This is a genomic window from Mesorhizobium sp. B2-4-19 (assembly GCF_006441315.1).
GTDB lineage: Bacteria > Pseudomonadota > Alphaproteobacteria > Rhizobiales > Rhizobiaceae > Mesorhizobium.
This window is the reverse complement of the sequence record NZ_VFUV01000020.1, coordinates 80,590-97,206: the sequence shown is the minus strand read 5'-3', so window position 1 is coordinate 97,206 and position 16,617 is coordinate 80,590. Positions and strand designations below refer to the sequence as shown.

General features: G+C 64.2%; 18 protein-coding genes and 1 riboswitch. Of the genes, 11 read left to right on the top strand and 7 right to left on the bottom strand.

The features are described from left to right. Nucleotides 1–3 precede the first annotated feature (3 nt). Nucleotides 4–771: a hydroxyacylglutathione hydrolase gene (gene gloB, locus FJ546_RS26615; RefSeq protein ID WP_140892029.1), complete on the bottom strand. Its 768-nt coding sequence runs from the start codon at nt 769–771 to the stop codon at nt 4–6. Nucleotides 772–935: 164 nt separating this feature from the next. Here gloB and FJ546_RS26610 point away from each other — a divergent pair, with 164 nt between their 5' ends. From FJ546_RS26610 to FJ546_RS26590, 5 genes are all read left to right on the top strand, one after another. Further along, nucleotides 936–1,724 carry a methyltransferase domain-containing protein gene (locus FJ546_RS26610; protein WP_140892028.1) on the top strand — a complete coding sequence of 263 codons (789 nt, stop codon included), beginning with the start codon at nt 936–938 and terminating at the stop codon, nt 1,722–1,724. 129 nt (nt 1,725–1,853) lie between these two features. Continuing rightward, the gene (locus tag FJ546_RS26605; RefSeq protein WP_140892027.1) at nt 1,854–3,674 is read left to right on the top strand and encodes an ABC transporter ATP-binding protein/permease; all 1,821 of its coding nucleotides are present in this window, start codon (nt 1,854–1,856) and stop codon (nt 3,672–3,674) included. A gap of 87 nt (nt 3,675–3,761) precedes the next feature. Next, complete coding sequence (locus FJ546_RS26600) at nt 3,762–4,565, top strand: DUF1194 domain-containing protein (RefSeq protein ID WP_140892026.1); 804 nt, start codon at nt 3,762–3,764, stop codon at nt 4,563–4,565. A gap of 139 nt (nt 4,566–4,704) precedes the next feature. Next, on the top strand, nt 4,705–5,025 hold the full coding sequence (locus FJ546_RS26595) for a DUF1330 domain-containing protein (RefSeq protein WP_140892025.1): 321 nt from the start codon (nt 4,705–4,707) through the stop codon (nt 5,023–5,025). A gap of 11 nt (nt 5,026–5,036) precedes the next feature. After that, the gene (locus FJ546_RS26590; protein ID WP_181168098.1) at nt 5,037–5,492 is read left to right on the top strand and encodes a macro domain-containing protein; all 456 of its coding nucleotides are present in this window, start codon (nt 5,037–5,039) and stop codon (nt 5,490–5,492) included. 2 nt (nt 5,493–5,494) lie between these two features. On the opposite strand, the gene metW is transcribed toward FJ546_RS26590, so the two are convergent. Together metW and FJ546_RS26580 are read right to left on the bottom strand one after the other, a co-directional pair. Further along, the gene (gene metW, locus FJ546_RS26585; protein WP_095788041.1) at nt 5,495–6,112 is read right to left on the bottom strand and encodes a methionine biosynthesis protein MetW; all 618 of its coding nucleotides are present in this window, start codon (nt 6,110–6,112) and stop codon (nt 5,495–5,497) included. Between the two features lie 58 nt (nt 6,113–6,170). Further along, nucleotides 6,171–7,340: a homoserine O-acetyltransferase gene (locus FJ546_RS26580; protein ID WP_095787893.1), complete on the bottom strand. Its 1,170-nt coding sequence runs from the start codon at nt 7,338–7,340 to the stop codon at nt 6,171–6,173. A 106-nt stretch (nt 7,341–7,446) separates the two neighbouring features. Further along, nucleotides 7,447–7,524: riboswitch (SAM riboswitch) on the bottom strand. Nucleotides 7,525–7,708: 184 nt separating this feature from the next. Between FJ546_RS26580 and hisC the strand changes: the two genes are divergently transcribed. Both hisC and FJ546_RS26570 read left to right on the top strand, forming a co-directional pair. Beyond that, on the top strand, nt 7,709–8,818 hold the full coding sequence (gene hisC / locus FJ546_RS26575) for a histidinol-phosphate transaminase (RefSeq protein WP_140892023.1): 1,110 nt from the start codon (nt 7,709–7,711) through the stop codon (nt 8,816–8,818). Nucleotides 8,819–8,841: 23 nt separating this feature from the next. Further along, the gene (locus tag FJ546_RS26570; protein ID WP_181168097.1) at nt 8,842–9,777 is read left to right on the top strand and encodes a prephenate/arogenate dehydrogenase family protein; all 936 of its coding nucleotides are present in this window, start codon (nt 8,842–8,844) and stop codon (nt 9,775–9,777) included. Here the strand turns inward: FJ546_RS26570 and FJ546_RS26565 are convergent. Further along, nucleotides 9,774–10,703, bottom strand: coding sequence for a sugar kinase (locus FJ546_RS26565; protein WP_140892022.1), 930 nt, complete (start codon nt 10,701–10,703; stop codon nt 9,774–9,776). The genes FJ546_RS26570 and FJ546_RS26565 overlap by 4 nt on opposite strands. 6 nt (nt 10,704–10,709) lie before the next feature. Then, the gene (locus FJ546_RS26560; protein ID WP_140892021.1) at nt 10,710–11,708 is read right to left on the bottom strand and encodes a DUF2125 domain-containing protein; all 999 of its coding nucleotides are present in this window, start codon (nt 11,706–11,708) and stop codon (nt 10,710–10,712) included. Between the two features lie 153 nt (nt 11,709–11,861). Between FJ546_RS26560 and FJ546_RS26555 the strand changes: the two genes are divergently transcribed. From FJ546_RS26555 to FJ546_RS26545, 3 genes are all read left to right on the top strand, one after another. Continuing rightward, nucleotides 11,862–12,383, top strand: a complete 522-nt coding sequence (locus FJ546_RS26555) for a gamma-glutamylcyclotransferase (RefSeq protein ID WP_140892020.1) — start codon at nt 11,862–11,864, stop codon at nt 12,381–12,383. A 123-nt stretch (nt 12,384–12,506) separates the two neighbouring features. Next, on the top strand, nt 12,507–13,454 hold the full coding sequence (locus tag FJ546_RS26550) for an aldo/keto reductase (RefSeq protein WP_140892019.1): 948 nt from the start codon (nt 12,507–12,509) through the stop codon (nt 13,452–13,454). A gap of 87 nt (nt 13,455–13,541) precedes the next feature. Next, entirely contained in the window at nt 13,542–14,168 is a 627-nt protein-coding gene (locus FJ546_RS26545) for a LysE family translocator (protein ID WP_140892018.1), read from the top strand. A gap of 18 nt (nt 14,169–14,186) precedes the next feature. On the opposite strand, the gene FJ546_RS26540 is transcribed toward FJ546_RS26545, so the two are convergent. Further along, a complete protein-coding gene (locus FJ546_RS26540; protein WP_140892017.1) occupies nt 14,187–14,975 on the bottom strand; it encodes a 1-acyl-sn-glycerol-3-phosphate acyltransferase in 789 nt (262 codons plus the stop codon). Between the two features lie 114 nt (nt 14,976–15,089). Next, nucleotides 15,090–15,992 carry a LysR family transcriptional regulator gene (locus FJ546_RS26535; RefSeq protein WP_140892016.1) on the bottom strand — a complete coding sequence of 301 codons (903 nt, stop codon included), beginning with the start codon at nt 15,990–15,992 and terminating at the stop codon, nt 15,090–15,092. A 119-nt stretch (nt 15,993–16,111) separates the two neighbouring features. Here FJ546_RS26535 and FJ546_RS26530 point away from each other — a divergent pair, with 119 nt between their 5' ends. Then, on the top strand, nt 16,112–16,582 hold the full coding sequence (locus FJ546_RS26530; RefSeq protein WP_140892015.1) for a DUF1348 family protein: 471 nt from the start codon (nt 16,112–16,114) through the stop codon (nt 16,580–16,582). Nucleotides 16,583–16,617 lie beyond the last annotated feature (35 nt).

Below are 16,617 nucleotides of genomic sequence, written 5' to 3'. Positions count from 1 at the left end.
TGCTCAGAAATTGTCCTTGCGCTTGCGGATCTCGGCGAACACCTCGGCATCCCCGGCCTTTTCCATGCCGAGATGCTTGCGGATCGCCGGATCGTGCCAGCGCAGGAAGGGATTGGTCGACAGTTCCTCGCCGATCGTCGTCGGCAGCGTCGGCTTGTTGTCGACCCGCAGTGCCTCGATCCTGGCGGCGCGCTCCTTCAAGGCCGAATTGGTCGGGTCGACGGTCAGCGCGAAACGGGCGTTGGCAAGCGTGTATTCATGGCCGCAATAGATTGTCGTCGCGGCGGGAAGGGCTGCGAGTTTCCGCAGCGATTCATACATCACCGGCGGCCTGCATTCGAACAGCCGCCCACAGCCCAGCGCAAACAGCGTGTCGGCGGTGAACGCCACCTGCGATGCCGGCAGATAATAGGAGACATGCCCGGCGGTATGGCCGGGTGTGGCGATCACCTCGATGCGCTCGTCGCCGAGATGAAGGACGGAGCCCTCCTCGACGGTTTCGTCGATGCCGGGGATCTTGGCCTTTTCCGCCTCCGGGCCGACGATGCGCAGCTTGAAGCGCTCCTTCAGCGCCAGATTGGCCTCGACGTGGTCCATATGATGATGCGTGGTCAGGATCATCGTCGGCGTCCAGCCGGTGCGCTTGATCGCGGCCAGGATCGGCGCTTCCTCGGGCGCGTCGATGATCGCCGTCTGCCCGCTTTCGGGGTCATGCACCAGCACGCCGAAATTGTCCGTGCGGCACATGAATTGTTCGATTTCGACCGCCATCGCGTCTCTCCTTTTGTCGCCGCAGACATAGGGCGCCGGAGGGCGTATGTCATCTGCGGGATGACGAATATCCATTCCCGGGGATGACGAATGTCATCGCAATGTGTCGGCCGCCCTCAGCGCCCTTTGTTGAAACCGGCTGATATCACGGCTACATCCGTGACATGCATTCCGACATCGTCGACCTTCGCTCCTTCTATTCGACAACGCTTGGCCGGTTCGCCGAGCGTTCGATCACCATGGCGCTGTCGTCGATATGGGCGGCTGTCCCCAATGAACGGCTGGTCGGGCTTGGCTATACCTTGCCCTGGCTGGAGCGTTTCGGCTCCGATGCAGAGCGGGTCTTTGCCTTCATGCCGGCGACGCAGGGCGCCGTGGTCTGGCCGGCAACCGGGCCGACGGCGACCGCTTTGGTCTTCGACGAGGAACTGCCGCTGGTCGATTCCTGCATCGACCGCATGCTGCTCGTCCATTCGCTCGAACATGTCGAAAATCCGCGCGAGACGCTGAACGAGATCTGGCGGGTGCTGTCGCCCGCGGGGCGCGTCGTCATCGTCGTGCCCAACCGGCGCGGCGTCTGGGCACGCTTCGAGCACACACCGTTCGGCAATGGCCGGCCGTTCTCGCGCGGGCAGCTGACGGAACTGCTGCGGGAGGCGAATTTCACGCCTGCCGCCTGGTCGGATGCGCTGTTCTTCCCGCCATCGCGGCGGCGCTTCATGATGCGCTTCCACAATGTGCTGGAGCGCGCCGGCCGGCGGCTGTGGCCGATCTTTTCCGGCGTCATCGTCGTCGAGGCGCAGAAGCGGCTCTATCAGGGCGTGCCGGTCGCCCAGCGCGCCTCGCGCCGCGTCTTCGTGCCGGTGCTGTCGCCACACGGCGCCACGCGGCTCGGCCGCCGGGCCGAGGCGACAGGCGCGGCCATGCCGTCTCGCCAGGTGAAACCTTCGTGATCGTGCTAGAAACGCGCGCGGCGCGTCCCTCCTCGACCTATCTGTCGTGGTGAACCCGCAACCTGCCTGATATGCGGATGCCGTCATCATCCGGTTTCAGCATCGCACCTGAACGCAAGGACCTTTGACATGGCTGATCAACTTGACAATCAGGCCACCGTTCAGCCGGTCGCGGTCGAGGCCAGCAGCCTGCGTGATCAGGTTGCGACGATCAGGCGGGCGCTGGTGGTGTCGCCGGTTCGCAAATGGCTGCTGTGGACGTCGGTCGGCATCATGGCCGTCATCATCGCGACCTCGATCGGCCAGGTCCTGCTCAACCGCTGGAACCAGCCCTTCTACGATGCGCTGGCACGCCGCGACATGGCGGCCTTCGTGCACCAGCTCCTTGTCTTTGCGATGATCGCCGGCGGGCTGCTGGTGCTCAATATCGGCCAGACCTGGCTCAACCAGATGATCCGGCTGAAGCTGCGCGAGGCGCTGACGCTCGACCTGATCGACCAGTGGATGCGGCCGGCACGCGCCTTCCGGCTGGCCAATGCCGGCGCCATCGGCGTCAATCCCGACCAGCGCATGCAGCAGGATGCGGCGCATCTGTCCGACCTGTCGACCGATCTCGGCGTCGGGCTCCTGCAGTCGCTCATCCTGCTCGTGTCCTTCGTCGGCGTGCTGTGGGAACTGTCTTCGGGTTTCGTTTTCCACATCAATGGCTGGTCGCTGGCCATACCGGGCTACATGGTCTGGGCGGCGTTCCTCTATGCCGGCACCGCCTCCTGGCTGAGCTGGCTGGTCGGCCGGCCGCTCATCAAGCTGAACAGCGATCGCTACACACGAGAGGCGGAGCTGCGCTCCTCGATGGTGCGCGTCAACGAGAATGTCGATGCCATCGCGCTGTACCATGGCGAGGCCGACGCCAAGCAGCGGCTCGAACTCGACCTCGGCACGGTGCTGGGCGCCATGCGGCGCATCTATACCGCGCAGATCAACCTGTCCTGGGTGACCGATACCTATGGCTGGATCACCGTCGTGGCGCCGATCCTGGTTGCCTCGCCCGTCTATTTCTCGGGCGACATCAGCTTTGGCGGACTGATGATGGCGGTCGGCGCCTTCAACCAGGTCCATTCCTCGTTGCGCTGGTTCATCAACAATATCGGCAGCATCGCCGATTGGCGGGCCACGCTGATGCGCGTCGCCGACTTCCGCATCGCGCTCGATGAAACCGATGTGCTGCACGACACCGAAAGGCGCATCACCTTCGATCAGAACGCCAATGGCAGCCTGACGTTCGAGAAGCTCCAGGTGGCCTCGCCGGAGGGCTGCACAAAACTCTCCGAGCAGCATGTCGAGATCCGCGCCGGCGATCGCGTGATGATCACCGGCGAACCCGGCGCCGGCAAGACGCTGTTCTTCCGCGCCATTGCCGGGCTGTGGCCCTGGGGCAGCGGAAAAATCGGCCTGCCGGCCGGAGAACCCCTCATCTTCGTGCCACGCGTGCCGTATTTGCCGGCCGGCACGTTGCGCGAAGTGCTCAATCACGCCAACGGGCATGCGCCCGCGAGTGACGCCGACATTGCGGCGGTGCTGGCCGAGGTTGGCCTGGAACGGCTGTCGTCCTCGCTCGACCGCGTCGGGCGCTGGGACCATGAATTGGGCGATGACGAACAGCGCTTGCTGGGCGTGGCCAGGCTCGCCTTGCGGCAACCGAAATGGGTGATCATCGACGAAGCCATGGATGCGTTCGACGGCCCCTCGCTGCGGCGGGTGCTGGCCATGCTGGAAAAGCATCTGAAGGGCGCCACGATCATCAACATCGGGCGCGGCCAGCACAATATTCAGTTCTTTCCGCGCGGGCTGACGATCGTCAAGGATTCCGGTGCGCCAGCACTGAAGCCCGCCCACGTCAGGGCGGGCGCCATCGATCCGCCGCCGGTCGCGGTCCGCCGCAAGAAGTAGGGCCGTTTCCCGCACTCTCGCAGCAAGCTTTATTTCGCCGCGATCGCGAAGGAAGATTTCCCCGAGAAACAAAACTTGGCGGTGGCGATGCTTGATGCTCTGCGCCTGCTTGCCTGTCTTGCCTGTGTCCAGCCGACGCCCGTTGCCTCGCCATCGGGTGCGCTGGCTGTCGACGTCGAATTGGTGTTGGCGGTCGATATATCCCTGTCGATGGACGAGAAGGAATTCGCCCTGCAACGCGCCGGCTATGTCGAGGCGCTGCGCCATCCTGACTTCATCCAGGCCGTCCGGTCCGGCAATACCGGCCGCATCGCGATTGCCTATTTCGAATGGGCCGGCACGGTGCGCGACGACGCGGTCATCGACTGGCAGATCATCGATGGCGCGCAAAGCGCCAACAGCTTTGCCGACAGGGTGGCGGCGCGCCCGTTCCGGAGTTTTCGCGGCACCTCGATTTCCACGGCAATTGCCTTCGGCACAGGGCTGTTCGGCAGGACGAATTTCGCCGGTGAGCGCAGCGTCATCGATATATCGGGCGATGGCCCCAACAATATCGGGCCGCCGGTCACCGCGACGCGCGATGCGGCAACCGCAAAAGGCATCGTCATCAACGGCCTGCCGATCGTGATCAATCCATCGCCCACCTTCAAGCATCTCGACCAGTACTATGCGCAGTGCGTGACCGGTGGCCCCGGCTCGTTCGTGCTGCCCATCCACTCGGCTGCCGAATTTTCCACCGCCATCCGGCGCAAGCTGATCCTCGAAGTGAGCGGTATTCAGGACAAGGCCAGGATCATCCCCGTCGACGCGGACGCGCCGATCGACTGCCTGCAAGGCGAACGCGACAGGCGGTTCCTGTCGGATCCGTATTTTCCGGAACTCGACCGGTGAAATTGCGCAAGAGCGCCTGCGGCCGGCCGTCGAAGGCACCGATTCCATTACCTCAGGCATAATCGCTTTGCGATCGCCGCTCCGGCAGATTGCCCTTGCGAGGCCGCTTGGTCGGTCTCGATGCAAAGGGAGGTACGTCATGACCGCTTACGCCATCGCCCATATGCGCCAAGTCACGATGGGTCCGCAGATCGTCGAGTATCTGCACAGGATCGATGCCACGCTGGAGCCTTTCGGCGGCCGTTTCCTGGTCCATGGCGGCGATGTGGAGGTGATCGAGAACGACTGGCCGGGCAACCTCATCATCATCGAATTTCCCGACCGGCGGCATGCGCGCGAGTGGTATGCTTCGCCCGCTTATCAGGCGATCCTTTCACTGCGCACCGATAATTCGGACTCAGACGTAATCATCGTTGACGGCGTCGAGCATCCGCACAAGGCTACTGATGTGCTTGGCTGATGGAGCTGCCCATGCGGACGATTCGCGGCGATCTGTTGCAACTTGCGCTCGACGGAGAGTTCGACGCGATCGTGCATGGCTGCAATTGCCAATGCCAGATGGGCAAAGGCATTGCCCTTTCCATCAAGCAGCGGTTTCCCGAGGCCTACGCTGCGGATATCGCGACCGTGAAAGGCCACCGCTCCAAGCTGGGTACTATCTCGGTTGCCGAGATCCGGCGCGAAGATCGAAATTTCCACGTCATCAATGGCTACACCCAGTTTCATTGGCAGGGCCAGGGCGTGAAGGCTGACTATGGCGCCATCCGCAGTGTCATGAAGGCGGTCAAGGCTGGATTCGCCGGCCGGAGCATCGGCTATCCCAGGATTGGCGCGGGTCTGGCGAGAGGCGATTGGGCAACGATTGCTTCGATCATCGATGAGGAGCTTGCGGACGAGAACCACAGGCTGGTCGAATACGCGCCGTAACGTCAGCTCCGTTTCAGCAGAAACACCGCCTGCTGGCCAAAGAAGTTCCAGAACCACCAGGGCATGGACAGGCCGATCTTCTGGCCGGCGGCGTCGAGCGCGGTCGCCTTTTCCACCGTCGCGCCAAGCTCGTCGCACAGGTTGACGAAGTCGCGGATCGTGCAGAAGTGGATGTTGGGGGTGTCGTACCAGGAATAGGGCAGGTCCTGCGTCACCGGCATGCGGCCTTTGACGAATAGCGACAGACGCACCCGCCAATGGCCGAAATTGGGGAAGGAGACGATCGCCCGGTTGCCGATGCGGAGCAACTCGTCGAGCACCAGCTTCGGGTTGCGGGTGGCCTGCAAGGTCTGCGACAGGACGACGAAGTCAAAACCCTTGTCGGGATAGAATTCGAGGTCCTTGTCGGCATCGCCCTGGATGACGGAGAGGCCGCGCGCCACGCATTCGTTGACGCCGCGCTGCGACAGTTCCAGTCCGCGGCCGTCGACCTGCTTGGTGTCCTGCAGCAATTCAAGCAGCGAGCCGTCGCCCGAGCCGACGTCGAGCACGCGGGACTGCGGCGGGATGAGGTTGGCGACGACCTCGAGGTCGACGCGCTGGCTGCCGTTGACACTCATGATGTCATCTCCTTTGCGGCGCATGATCCCGATCCTGAAAGTCTACAACTTTCCGGGGTCATGCGCTTAGCCCTCTCGCCCGCGCCGCGGAACCGATGAAGCCATTGATGGCGGCGAACAGTTCCGGCTCGTCGAGCAGGAAGGCATCGTGGCCGCGATCGGTCTCGATCTCGACGAAGGACACCGAGGCGCCGGCGGCGTTGAGCGCGTGCACGATGGAGCGGCTTTCTTCCGTCGGAAACAGCCAGTCCGATGTGAACGACACCAGGCAAAAGCGGGTCTTGGTTCCGGCAAAGGCGTCCGCCAGCCTGCCGCCATGGTCGGCGGCGAGGTCGAAATAATCCATGGACCGCGTCATGTAGAGATAGGAATTGGCGTCGAAGCGGTCGACGAAGGTCATGCCCTGGTGGCGCAGATAGCTTTCGATCTGGAAGTCGGCGTCGAAGCCGAAGGTCAGCGCTTCGCGATCCTGCAGGTTGCGGCCGAACTTACGGTGCAGGGCGGCTTCGGAGAGATAGGTGATGTGGGCGGCCATGCGCGCCACCGCCAGGCCTTTTTCCGGGCGCTTGCCGTGTTCGAAATATTTGCCGCCATGCCAGTCCGGATCGGCCATGACGGCCTGCCGGCCGACCTCGTGGAAGGCAATGTTCTGCGAGGAATGGCGCGCGCCGGTGGCGATCGGCAGCGCCGAAAAGACGCGCTCGGGATAGCTCGACGCCCATTCCAGCACCTGCATGCCGCCCATCGAACCGCCGAGCACGCAGAACAGTTTCTCGATGCCGAAATGGTCGATCAGCATCTGCTGCGCCCGCACCATGTCGCGGATGGTGATGACGGGCAGGTCGAGCCCATAGGGTTTGCCGGTGGCGGGGTTGGTCGAAGCTGGCCCGGTGGAGCCCAGGCAGCCGCCGATGACGTTGGAGCAGATGACGAAGAAGCGGCTGGTGTCGATGATCCTGCCGGGGCCGATCAGCACTTCCCACCATCCCGGCTTGCCGGTCACCGGATTGGTGCTGGCGACATGCTGGTCGCCGGTCAGCGCATGGCAGACGAGGATGGCATTGGAGCGTGCATCGTTCAGCGTACCGTAGGTCTGGTAGGCGATCTGGAACGGCGACAGAAGCGTACCGGCGTCGAGCTTTAGCGGCTTGTCCGCCCCGAAGCGCAACACCGGGCTCGACGGCTGGTCGGCCTCGTTGTTGGTCTTTCCTGCGCGCAGAGCGGCCATTCTCGTCTCACTTGCTGCATCATATCGGGCGAAAAATCGCCGCCGATGCGTCCGTCCGGCCGGCCGCGGACAATAAAAAACCGGCATTGCCATTCGCAAAGCCGGTTACGTCACGCAAACGGCCCTTTAGCGAATTGTTTAACGTGGCTGCAAGCCGACCGGCCAAATCACCACGGAACTGTTGCTGCCCTTCTAGAACTCGCCCGCCCTGCCGTCAATGCCGACATCTGGGCCGACATCCGGGCCGACATCCGGGCCGACATCTGGGCCGGCTGCTGGCACCACTGCCACCTCTCGACATTATCGGCCACGGCTTGTATTTCCGCTGCGGCCTCCGGATCGAGGCATTTTCGATGGATTTTGCAAAAATGAACCAGACACCGGATCAGGCACGTCCAACCCCGCGCGCGGGCATCATGGACATTGACGCCTATGTGCCGGGCAAGAGCGCAGCACCCGCCGGTGTCGCCAAGGTCTACAAGCTGTCGTCCAACGAGAACCCGCTTGGCCCGTCGCCGAAGGCGATCGAGGCCGCGCGTGAAGTCGCCGCCAGGCTCGACATCTATCCCGACGGCACCGCCAGACGGCTGCGCGAGGCGATCGCGGAAGTGCATGGCCTCAACGCGCAGAACATCATCTGCTCCAACGGCTCCGACGAGATCCTCGGCCTGCTGGCGCAGACCTATCTCGCACCCGGCGACGAGGCCATATTCACCGAACACGCCTTCATGGTCTACAAGATCTACATCCAGTCGGCCGGGGCCGCGCCGATCGCGGTCAAGGAGACCGACGAGCGCGCCGACATCAATGCGATACTGGCGGCCGTCACGCCGCGCACGAAAATCGTGTTTCTCGCCAATCCGAACAATCCGACCGGCACCTATGTGCCGTTCCAGGAGGTGCGCCGTCTGCATGCCGGCCTGCCCAAACATGTGCTGCTGGTGCTCGACGCGGCCTACGCCGAATATGTCCGCCGCAACGACTATGAAGCCGGCATCGAACTGGTCGGCAGCGCCGAGAATGTCGTCATGACCCGCACCTTCTCCAAGATCGGCCTCGGCGGCGCGCGGATCGGCTGGATGTATGCGCCCATGCACATCGTCGACGCCATCAACCGCGTGCGCGGTCCCTTCAACGTCAACGCGACGGCGATCGAGGCCGGCATCGCGGCGATCCGCGACCGCGCCCATGTCGAGCGCAGCGTGGCGCATAACGAGACCTGGCTGACCTGGCTGAGCCAGGAGATGACCGGGCTCGGGCTGCGGGTGACGCCCAGCGTCGGCAATTTCCTGCTCATTCACTTTCCCGACGACCAGAAGCATTCGGCGGCCGCGGCGGACGACTATCTGACCGCGCGCGGCTATATCCTAAGGCGCGTTTCCGGCTACGGCTTCCCCAACGCGCTGCGCATGACCGTCGGCACGGAAGACGCCAATCGCGGCGTCGTCGCCGCGCTCACGACATTCCTGAAAAGCTAGAACGCCCGAAAAGCAGGAACACCATGACATCACCGATGTTTGAAAAGATCGCGCTGGTCGGCATCGGCCTGATCGGCTCGTCGCTGGCCCGCGTCATCCGACGCGAGGGCCTTGCCGGCCAGGTTGCCATCTCGACCCGCAGCGCCGCGACGCTGAAGCGGGCGGAGGAACTTGGACTGGGCGATTCCTACACGACGGATGCGAAGGAAGCGGTCCGCGATGCCGACCTGGTCATCGTCTCGGTGCCTGTCGGCTCGTCCGGCGCGGTGGCTGAGGAGATCGCGCCGGCGCTGAAGAGCGGCGCCATCCTCACCGACGTCGGCTCGACCAAGGCCTCGGTCATCGCGCAGATGCAGCCGCATGTGCCTGATGGCGTTCATTTCATTCCCGGCCATCCGCTGGCGGGCACGGAAAAATCCGGACCGGACGCCGGTTTCGCCGATCTGTTCGACAATCGCTGGTGCATCTTCACCCCGTTGCCGGGCACCGATCCGGACGCGCTGGAGAGGCTGTCGGAATTCTGGCGCCGTTGCGGCGCCAACATCGACACGATGGATCCCCAGCATCACGACATGACGCTCGCCATCGTCTCGCATCTGCCGCACATCATCGCCTACAACATCGTCGGCACCGCCGATGACCTGGAATCGGTGACCAAGACCGAAGTCATCAAATATTCGGCCTCCGGCTTTCGCGACTTCACGCGTCTGGCCGCCTCCGACCCGACCATGTGGCGGGACGTCTGCCTGCACAACAAGGACGCCATTCTCGAAATGCTGGCGCGGTTCTCGGAAGATCTGGCATTCCTGCAGCGGGCGATCCGCTGGGGCGATGGCGACAAATTGTTCGACCTGTTCACCCGCACCCGTGCCGTGCGCCGCTCGATCATCGAGGCTGGCCAGGATATCGACGTGCCCGATTTCGGCCGCCAGGCGGTGGAGCATCCGTCGAAGAACTAGGCTGTTTCGGGCCAGGTCGCCGTGACCACTGCCTGCGTCTCGGCCCGATCCGGCGCGCCGAGCCTGCCGCCAAAGCGCAGGCATTTGAGCGCCGCGGCGGCACTTGCAAAGCGCAAGGCCTGCTCGACCGGCATGGCCTCCGCCAGTCCGACGGCAAAGGCGCCGTGAAAGACGTCGCCGGCGGCGAGCGTGTCGACCGCCTTGATCCTTGGCGCCGCGACATGGCGGGATGATCTCGACGCGCGATCGAACCACCAGGTGCCTGCCGCGCCGCCGGTGACGGCGACGAACGCATCGGTGCGGGAAGCCATTTCGGTGCAAGCGCTCGCCAGATCCAGTGCCTGGCCGCATATGATGCGCACCGCGGGCTCCGAGGCGACGATGTGCGAAGCCAGCGGCAACACCTGCTCCAGCACCGCCAGCGGCGCCGTATCGGCATCGAGGATTGCCGGCCGGCCGGCCGCGCACGCCGCCTTGAGGGCAAGTGTCGCTGCACCCGGCCACCGCACGTCCACCAGCACGGCATCGAATGCCGCGATGTCCGCGAAAGGCAATGCCTCGGGATCGGCCTGGGCCAGGCTGTCATAGAAAGGCACGATGATGCGCTCGCCATGCGCGTCGACCAGGATCGAGGCCAATGCCGAGCGGGCGCCGCCGACGCGGCGGACATAGCTGCAGTCGACACCCTCGGCCTCGATCCCGGCGATCAGCTGATCGCCGGCCGGATCGTCGCCGGCGCTCGCCCACAGCGACACCTCGGCGCCCAGCCGGCGCGCGGCGCAGGCAGCGCTGGTGGCCATGCCCGAGGCGATCTGCACGCCATCGGCGGCGATGAACTTTCCCTGATGCGTGGGCAGCGTCTCGACACGCAGGATGGTGTCCAGCGTCAGCGCGCCGACACTGAGGAGCCTCGGGGGTCCCGGCATGGCGCGCTATTGCACCGGCTTGATCTTGCCGAGCGGGATGAAGCCGAGCGAGACCTTGCCCTTGACCACTTTCAGCGGCATCGACGGTTCGCTGCCGAGCATGGCAAGCGCGGCAAAACCCTGTTCGATCGCATTCTTCTGCTCGGGTATGGCACCGGCCAGAATGGCCGCCACGGCCTCCGGATCCTTGATCCTGATCATCAGATCGGCGTCGACCAGGCCTTCGGTATCGACCGACAGCGGTCCGGAAACGGTGACCCGCGCCGTGCCTGACGACAAATCGAGGTTGCGGATCTCGACCCTTTGGCCGCGAAGGCTTTTCGCCTGCGTTCCGATCAGCGCGACACCATTCTTCAGCGTGGCGTCGCCGCTGGCATCGAGCGCCGGCAGCACGCGGCCGCCGATCGCATCCGGGTCGATTTCCAGATCGGTGAAGCTGCCGACATAATCGACGTCCTGACCGTTCGGCTGCAGCTGGCCGGCCGCTCTGCCGGCGCTGAACAGTTCCACCGGGTCGGTGTCGTCGGCTGGATCGGTCTGGCCCGACAGGCCCTCCGCCTGCAGCACGATGCGCTGCGGCAGCGGCCATGACAGTTTGACCTTGGCCTGCAGATTGTCCCAGTCGATCCACAGCGGCACCATGCCGGGCACGGAGGTCCTGAGCGGACCGCGCAGATCGGCGACCGGCGACAAGGGCTGGATGATCTGGGCGACGGCATTGAAGGAGCCGGCCGAGGCCGCGATGTTCTTGGCATCGTCCTCATACGCCAGATTGTCGCAAGAGACGGTAAAGCTCAGGGGATAGCCGCTGACCTGGAGATTGGCGCAGCCGGCCTGGATGCCGCTCTTGTTGAGCGTGGCGACCGCCTTGTCGGCCTCGGTCCTGACCCTGTTGGCCAGATAGAACCAGCCGCCGCTGTAGATGGCGAACAGCACAACGATGAACGCCACAAGCCAGAACAGGCCGCGGCGGGACTTTGGTTGGCGTTCGTCACTTGACGTCATGCTTTGGCTCTCATTAACCCACGGTGTTGGTGGACGGACCTTCGATTCCGACAACGCCTGGTAGACATTGACGAATAGGTAGCCGGGGACGGACGGAAAAACACCGGTTTCCGGTGCGGTGTGGCCATTCTTTTTGCAATCAGGCACGGCGATATGGGCGATTTTTGGGTGTTTGGCTACGGTTCGCTGATCTGGCGGCCGGGTTTCGCGCATGTCGAGACGCGGCGCGCCCATTTGCACGGCTATCGTCGCTCGCTTTGTGTCTATTCCTTCGTGCACCGTGGCACGCGTGAGCGGCCCGGGCTGGTGCTTGGCCTCGACCATGGCGGCTCCTGCGTCGGGCTGGCTTTCCGAGTGCCTGGAGAATTGCGCGACGAGGTGGTCGCCTATCTGCGTGAGCGCGAACTCGTCACCAGCGTCTATCTCGAGCGCACTCTGAAGGTCCGCCTCGACGGCGGCGGCACGGTCGAAGCGGTCGCCTACATCGTCGACCGCAAGCATGAGCAATATGCCGGCGCGCTGGATGCCGCGCATGCGGCGGCGGTGGTGCGCGGCGCCGTCGGCCAATCCGGCAACAACCAGGATTATGTGCTCAGCACGCTGAAGCATCTGGAGGCACTGGGTATCCGCGACCATTGGCTTGAGGATGTGGCACGGGGGATAGCGCCATCGTGAAGCACTGGCTCTGCTGAAATCGGCGGTCAGGCCTTTGACCTCGACGCGGCACGACCTAGCTTAGGCTTCGAACCCAGCCAGCGGGCGGCATGCGCCCCATCCCAATCATCACGGAGAACCATCTTGCAGAAACGCCGTCTCGGTCGCACCGACCTTTCCATCGCGCCGCTGGTTCTGGGCGGCAACGTCTTCGGCTGGACCGCCGACGAGAAAACCTCTTTCGACCTGCTTGACCGCTTTGTCGCGGGCGGACTGAACGCCATCGATACGGCCGACGCCTATTCACGCTGGGTGCCCGGCAACAAGGGCGGCGAATCGGAAACCATCATCGGCAACTGGATGAAGGACCGTGGCAACCGGGACAAGGTCGTGGTGATCACCAAGGTCGGCTCGGATATGGGGCAGGGGCACAAGGACCTCTCCGCCGCCTATATCGAAAAGGCCGTCGAGGCCTCGCTGAAGCGGCTGCGGACCGATGTCATCGACCTTTATCTGTCGCACTGGCCGGACCCGGCCACGCCCTATGAGGAAACGCTTGGCGCCTATGAGAAGCTGCTTGCCAAGGGCAAGGTCCGCCATATCGGCTGCTCGAACCTCGACGCCGGCCAGTTGCGCGCCGCGCTCGACGTGGCGAGCCTGCGCAGCTTGCCGCGCTACGAGGTGCTGCAGCCGGAATACAATCTCTACGACCGCTCCTCCTTCGATGGGCCGTTACGCGATCTGTGCGTGGCCGAGGACATCGGCGTCATCACCTATTTCAGCCTGGCCAAGGGGTTCCTGAGCGGCAAATACCGCAGCGAGGCCGATCTCGGCCAAAGCGAACGCGGCGAGGACGTCGGCAGCTATCTCGATGCGCGCGGCATGCGCATTCTGGCCGCTCTGGATGCCATCTCCGCCAAGCATTCGGCGAAACAGGCGGAAGTCGCTCTTGCCTGGGCGATCGCGCGGCCAGGTGTCACCGCACCGATCGCCAGCGCCACCAAGCCCAGCCAGATGGACAGCCTGATCAAGGCGGCGTCGTTGAAATTGACCGCCGACGACATGGCCGAGCTCGACAAAGCGAGCGACTGAGGCTTCGGCCGCTCTACGCACGAACGTCCAAGACCACGCTCCCGTCTTGCCATAGCGTCCTTCGCCATTGGCAAGACAGAGGGTGCGATGACGGAGCCGCTTCTTTCGCAGCCGCAGCTTTGGCGGCCTCTGCTCGCCCTTGTGCTGGCCGCCACGGTGGTCATGGGCAGTCCAGGGCCGGCAACGATAAGCGTCACCGCTGTTGGCGCCGCCTTCGGCCTGCGCGATTCTGTGCGCTACACGTTGGGGATCGTTCTCGGCACGGTCGCCGTGCTGCTGGTCGTGGCGACCGGAATCATGGCGGTGCTTGGGTCGATGCCGAAGCTGGCGCCGGTGCTGGTTGTCGCCTCGGCGGCCTATATCCTCTATCTCGCGTTCAGGATCGCCACGGCGCCACCGCTGGCGGCACGCACGGCCGACGCTGCGCGCCCGACCTGGCTGGCCGGGTTTCTGCTGGCTGTCGCCAACCCGAAAGCCTATGTGGCGATCGCCGCCGTGTTCGCCGGCGCCTCGTCGAGCCAGGACGGCGCGGAACTCGGCCTATGGCTGAAGCTGACGGTGCTCGCGGCGATGATCGTTGTCATCCATGCCGTGTGGCTGCTTGTCGGCGCGGCGTTCGCGCGCCTCCTGCGCAGGCCTGTCGCTTCGCGGATCATCAATCTGATCTTTGCCGCGACGCTGGTGCTGACCACGCTGCTGGCTGTTTACGGCTGATCGCCCGGCTGGAGGCTTTCAGGCCTTCGCGCCGAGCTCCCGCAGCCGCTTCAACGCCGTCGGCGGGAAGGCGGGCGGGTTGGGCGCGCGCGATGCCTCGATGAGGAACTGGTCGCAAGCGGCTTCCGTCTCGCCGATCAGCCGCGCCATGAACTCGTCCTTGCCGAGGCCCGGTGGGATCGGCGGCAGGAAACGCGCCTTGATGGTGCCGGGATAACGCAGGAATTTGCGGCGCGGCCAGTAGAGGCCGGCGACATGGGCAACCGGCACCACGGGAACACCAAGCTGCGTGTAGATTTCGACGATGCCGTATTTGTAGGCCGGCTCGTCGCCCGGCGCCCGGCGCGTGCCCTCGGGATAGATGATCAGCTGGCGCGGGTTGCGCGCCATCTCTTGCTTGGTCGCCGCGACCACTGCCTTCAGGGCCTTGGAGCGGCTGCCGCGATCGACCGGGATCATGCGCATCTTCATGATGTACCAGCCGAAGAACGGGATCCAGGTCAGCTCGCGCTTGAGGATGTAGAGCGGGTCCTGGAGGAAAGGGAAGAAGGCGATCGCATCCCAGAACGACTGGTGCTTGGGCGCCAGGATGAAGGAGCCTTCGGGCAGGTTTTCCTGCCCGGTGATGTCGTTCTTGGTTCCGGCGATCTTGTCGTAGAGCCACATGCAGCTGCGCGACCAGAATTTCGGCACGAACCAGGCACGGTGGCGGGGCGACAGGAAATAATAGGGGGTCCAGAGGATCATCTGGACGATCAGATTGACGTAGAAGGCGAAATTGAACGCCAGCGATCTGACATAGAGCATGGGGGAGGTCCGATGAGGAAGTGTGCGTTGGTTACACCAAGCGCGGGGAAAAAGGAAATGGCGCAGCAGCGTTCCGGCCGATGCTGAAGCACGGCTCCCGCCAGCGCAAGCACGCTACTCCAATCGCGCCAGCCGCTCCTTCAGACGCGGCGCGGCAAAGTCGAGGAAGGCGCGCAGCTTGACCGGCAGCAGGCCGTGGCCCGCATGCACCAGGCTCACCGGCCACGGTTCCGGCTCGAATTCTTGCAGCAGGATGCGCAGCATGCCGGACCGCACGGCGGCATCGACCTGATAGGAAAGCACTTTCGTCAGCCCGACGCCGGCAATCGCGGCATCGATCGCCGCCTCGGCGGTGTTGACCTGCAGGCGCGAGCGGACCTGGACCGTGACGTCCGTCTTGCCTCTGGCGAAGCTCCAAGGGGCGGCGGAGGAAAGTCCCTCGAAGGTGATGCAACTGTGGGTGCCTAGATCTTCTGGGATCGTGGGCGTGCCGTGTTCGGCTAGATAGGCCGGGCTGGCGCAGACAACGCGGCGGATCGCGCCGACGCCAATGGCGACCAGGCTCGAATCCGGCAACTGGCCGATGCGCAGCGCGAGGTCGAAATGGTCCTCGACCAACTGGGTTATGCGGTCCGCCAGGGTCAGGCGGATATCCACGTCGGGATAGGCCGAGAGAAAGCCGGTGACCACCGGCAACACATGGAGACGGCCAAACACGACCGGCGCGGTGATGGCCAGTTCACCGGTCGGAGCGCTGTACTCGCCGGCCGCGGCGCGTTCAGCCTCGCCAACGTCATCAAGGATGCGGCGGCAGGCCGCAAGATAGGCCTCGCCGGCATCGGTCGGCGTCAGCCGGCGCGTCGAACGGTTCAGGAGCCGGGTGTTGAGATGGCGTTCGAGATCGGAAACCTTGCGGCTGACGGTCGCCAGCGGAATGCCGAAACGGCGGGCCGCGGCGGAAAGGCTGCCGGCCTCCACCGCCGCGACAAAGAGCGACATGGCTTCGAGACGATCCATTCACTTCTTCCATAAAATGGAAGGAACGATTGCAGATATGCCATCTCCATTTCAGGAATGGAAGGGGTTATATCTCGGGCATGGTGTTGTCCGCAGCGTAGCCGCGCAATGGAGTTCTCATGTCTGAAAGTCGCCCACCCCTTCCGCCGTTCACCGCCGAGACGGCAGCGCAAAAGGCTCGCATGGCCGAGGATGCGTGGAATTCGCGCGATCCGGCGCGGGTGGCGCTCGCCTATACGACCGACAGCCGCTGGCGCAACCGCACCGAATTCCTGCAAGGGCGCGATGCCATCCAGGCTTTCCTGACGCGCAAATGGAGCCGCGAGCTGAACTACCGGCTGATCAAGGAGGTCTGGGCCTTCCACGGCAACCGCATCGCCGTGCGCTTCGCCTATGAATGGCACGACGACAACGGCTCCTGGTTCCGCAGCTATGGCAATGAGAACTGGGAGTTCGACGAGCACGGGCTGATGCGTCTGCGCATCGCCAGCATCAACGACCTGCCGATCAGCGGGGCTGATCGCAAGTACCATTGGCCGTTGGGGCGTCGCCCGGACGACCATCCGACTTTGTCGGCGCTCGGGCTTTAGAGCAATTCCAGGAAAAGTGTGAAGCGGTTTTCCGT

What these genes read in the sequence shown, in the direction of transcription:
- FJ546_RS26610 (WP_140892028.1), top strand. Translation starts at nt 936, where the DNA reads ATGCATTCCGACATCGTCGACCTTCGCTCCTTCTATTCGACAACGCTT.
- FJ546_RS26595 (WP_140892025.1), top strand. Translation starts at nt 4,705, where the DNA reads ATGACCGCTTACGCCATCGCCCATATGCGCCAAGTCACGATGGGTCCG.
- FJ546_RS26605 (WP_140892027.1), top strand. Translation starts at nt 1,854, where the DNA reads ATGGCTGATCAACTTGACAATCAGGCCACCGTTCAGCCGGTCGCGGTC.
- FJ546_RS26590 (WP_181168098.1), top strand. Translation starts at nt 5,037, where the DNA reads ATGCGGACGATTCGCGGCGATCTGTTGCAACTTGCGCTCGACGGAGAG.
- gloB (WP_140892029.1), bottom strand. Translation starts at nt 771, where the DNA reads ATGGCGGTCGAAATCGAACAATTCATGTGCCGCACGGACAATTTCGGC.
- FJ546_RS26570 (WP_181168097.1), top strand. Translation starts at nt 8,842, where the DNA reads ATGACATCACCGATGTTTGAAAAGATCGCGCTGGTCGGCATCGGCCTG.
- FJ546_RS26535 (WP_140892016.1), bottom strand. Translation starts at nt 15,992, where the DNA reads ATGGATCGTCTCGAAGCCATGTCGCTCTTTGTCGCGGCGGTGGAGGCC.
- hisC (WP_140892023.1), top strand. Translation starts at nt 7,709, where the DNA reads ATGAACCAGACACCGGATCAGGCACGTCCAACCCCGCGCGCGGGCATC.
- FJ546_RS26530 (WP_140892015.1), top strand. Translation starts at nt 16,112, where the DNA reads ATGTCTGAAAGTCGCCCACCCCTTCCGCCGTTCACCGCCGAGACGGCA.
- FJ546_RS26555 (WP_140892020.1), top strand. Translation starts at nt 11,862, where the DNA reads ATGGGCGATTTTTGGGTGTTTGGCTACGGTTCGCTGATCTGGCGGCCG.
- FJ546_RS26580 (WP_095787893.1), bottom strand. Translation starts at nt 7,340, where the DNA reads ATGGCCGCTCTGCGCGCAGGAAAGACCAACAACGAGGCCGACCAGCCG.
- FJ546_RS26545 (WP_140892018.1), top strand. Translation starts at nt 13,542, where the DNA reads ATGACGGAGCCGCTTCTTTCGCAGCCGCAGCTTTGGCGGCCTCTGCTC.
- FJ546_RS26600 (WP_140892026.1), top strand. Translation starts at nt 3,762, where the DNA reads ATGCTTGATGCTCTGCGCCTGCTTGCCTGTCTTGCCTGTGTCCAGCCG.
- FJ546_RS26560 (WP_140892021.1), bottom strand. Translation starts at nt 11,708, where the DNA reads ATGACGTCAAGTGACGAACGCCAACCAAAGTCCCGCCGCGGCCTGTTC.
- FJ546_RS26565 (WP_140892022.1), bottom strand. Translation starts at nt 10,703, where the DNA reads ATGCCGGGACCCCCGAGGCTCCTCAGTGTCGGCGCGCTGACGCTGGAC.
- metW (WP_095788041.1), bottom strand. Translation starts at nt 6,112, where the DNA reads ATGAGTGTCAACGGCAGCCAGCGCGTCGACCTCGAGGTCGTCGCCAAC.
- FJ546_RS26540 (WP_140892017.1), bottom strand. Translation starts at nt 14,975, where the DNA reads ATGCTCTATGTCAGATCGCTGGCGTTCAATTTCGCCTTCTACGTCAAT.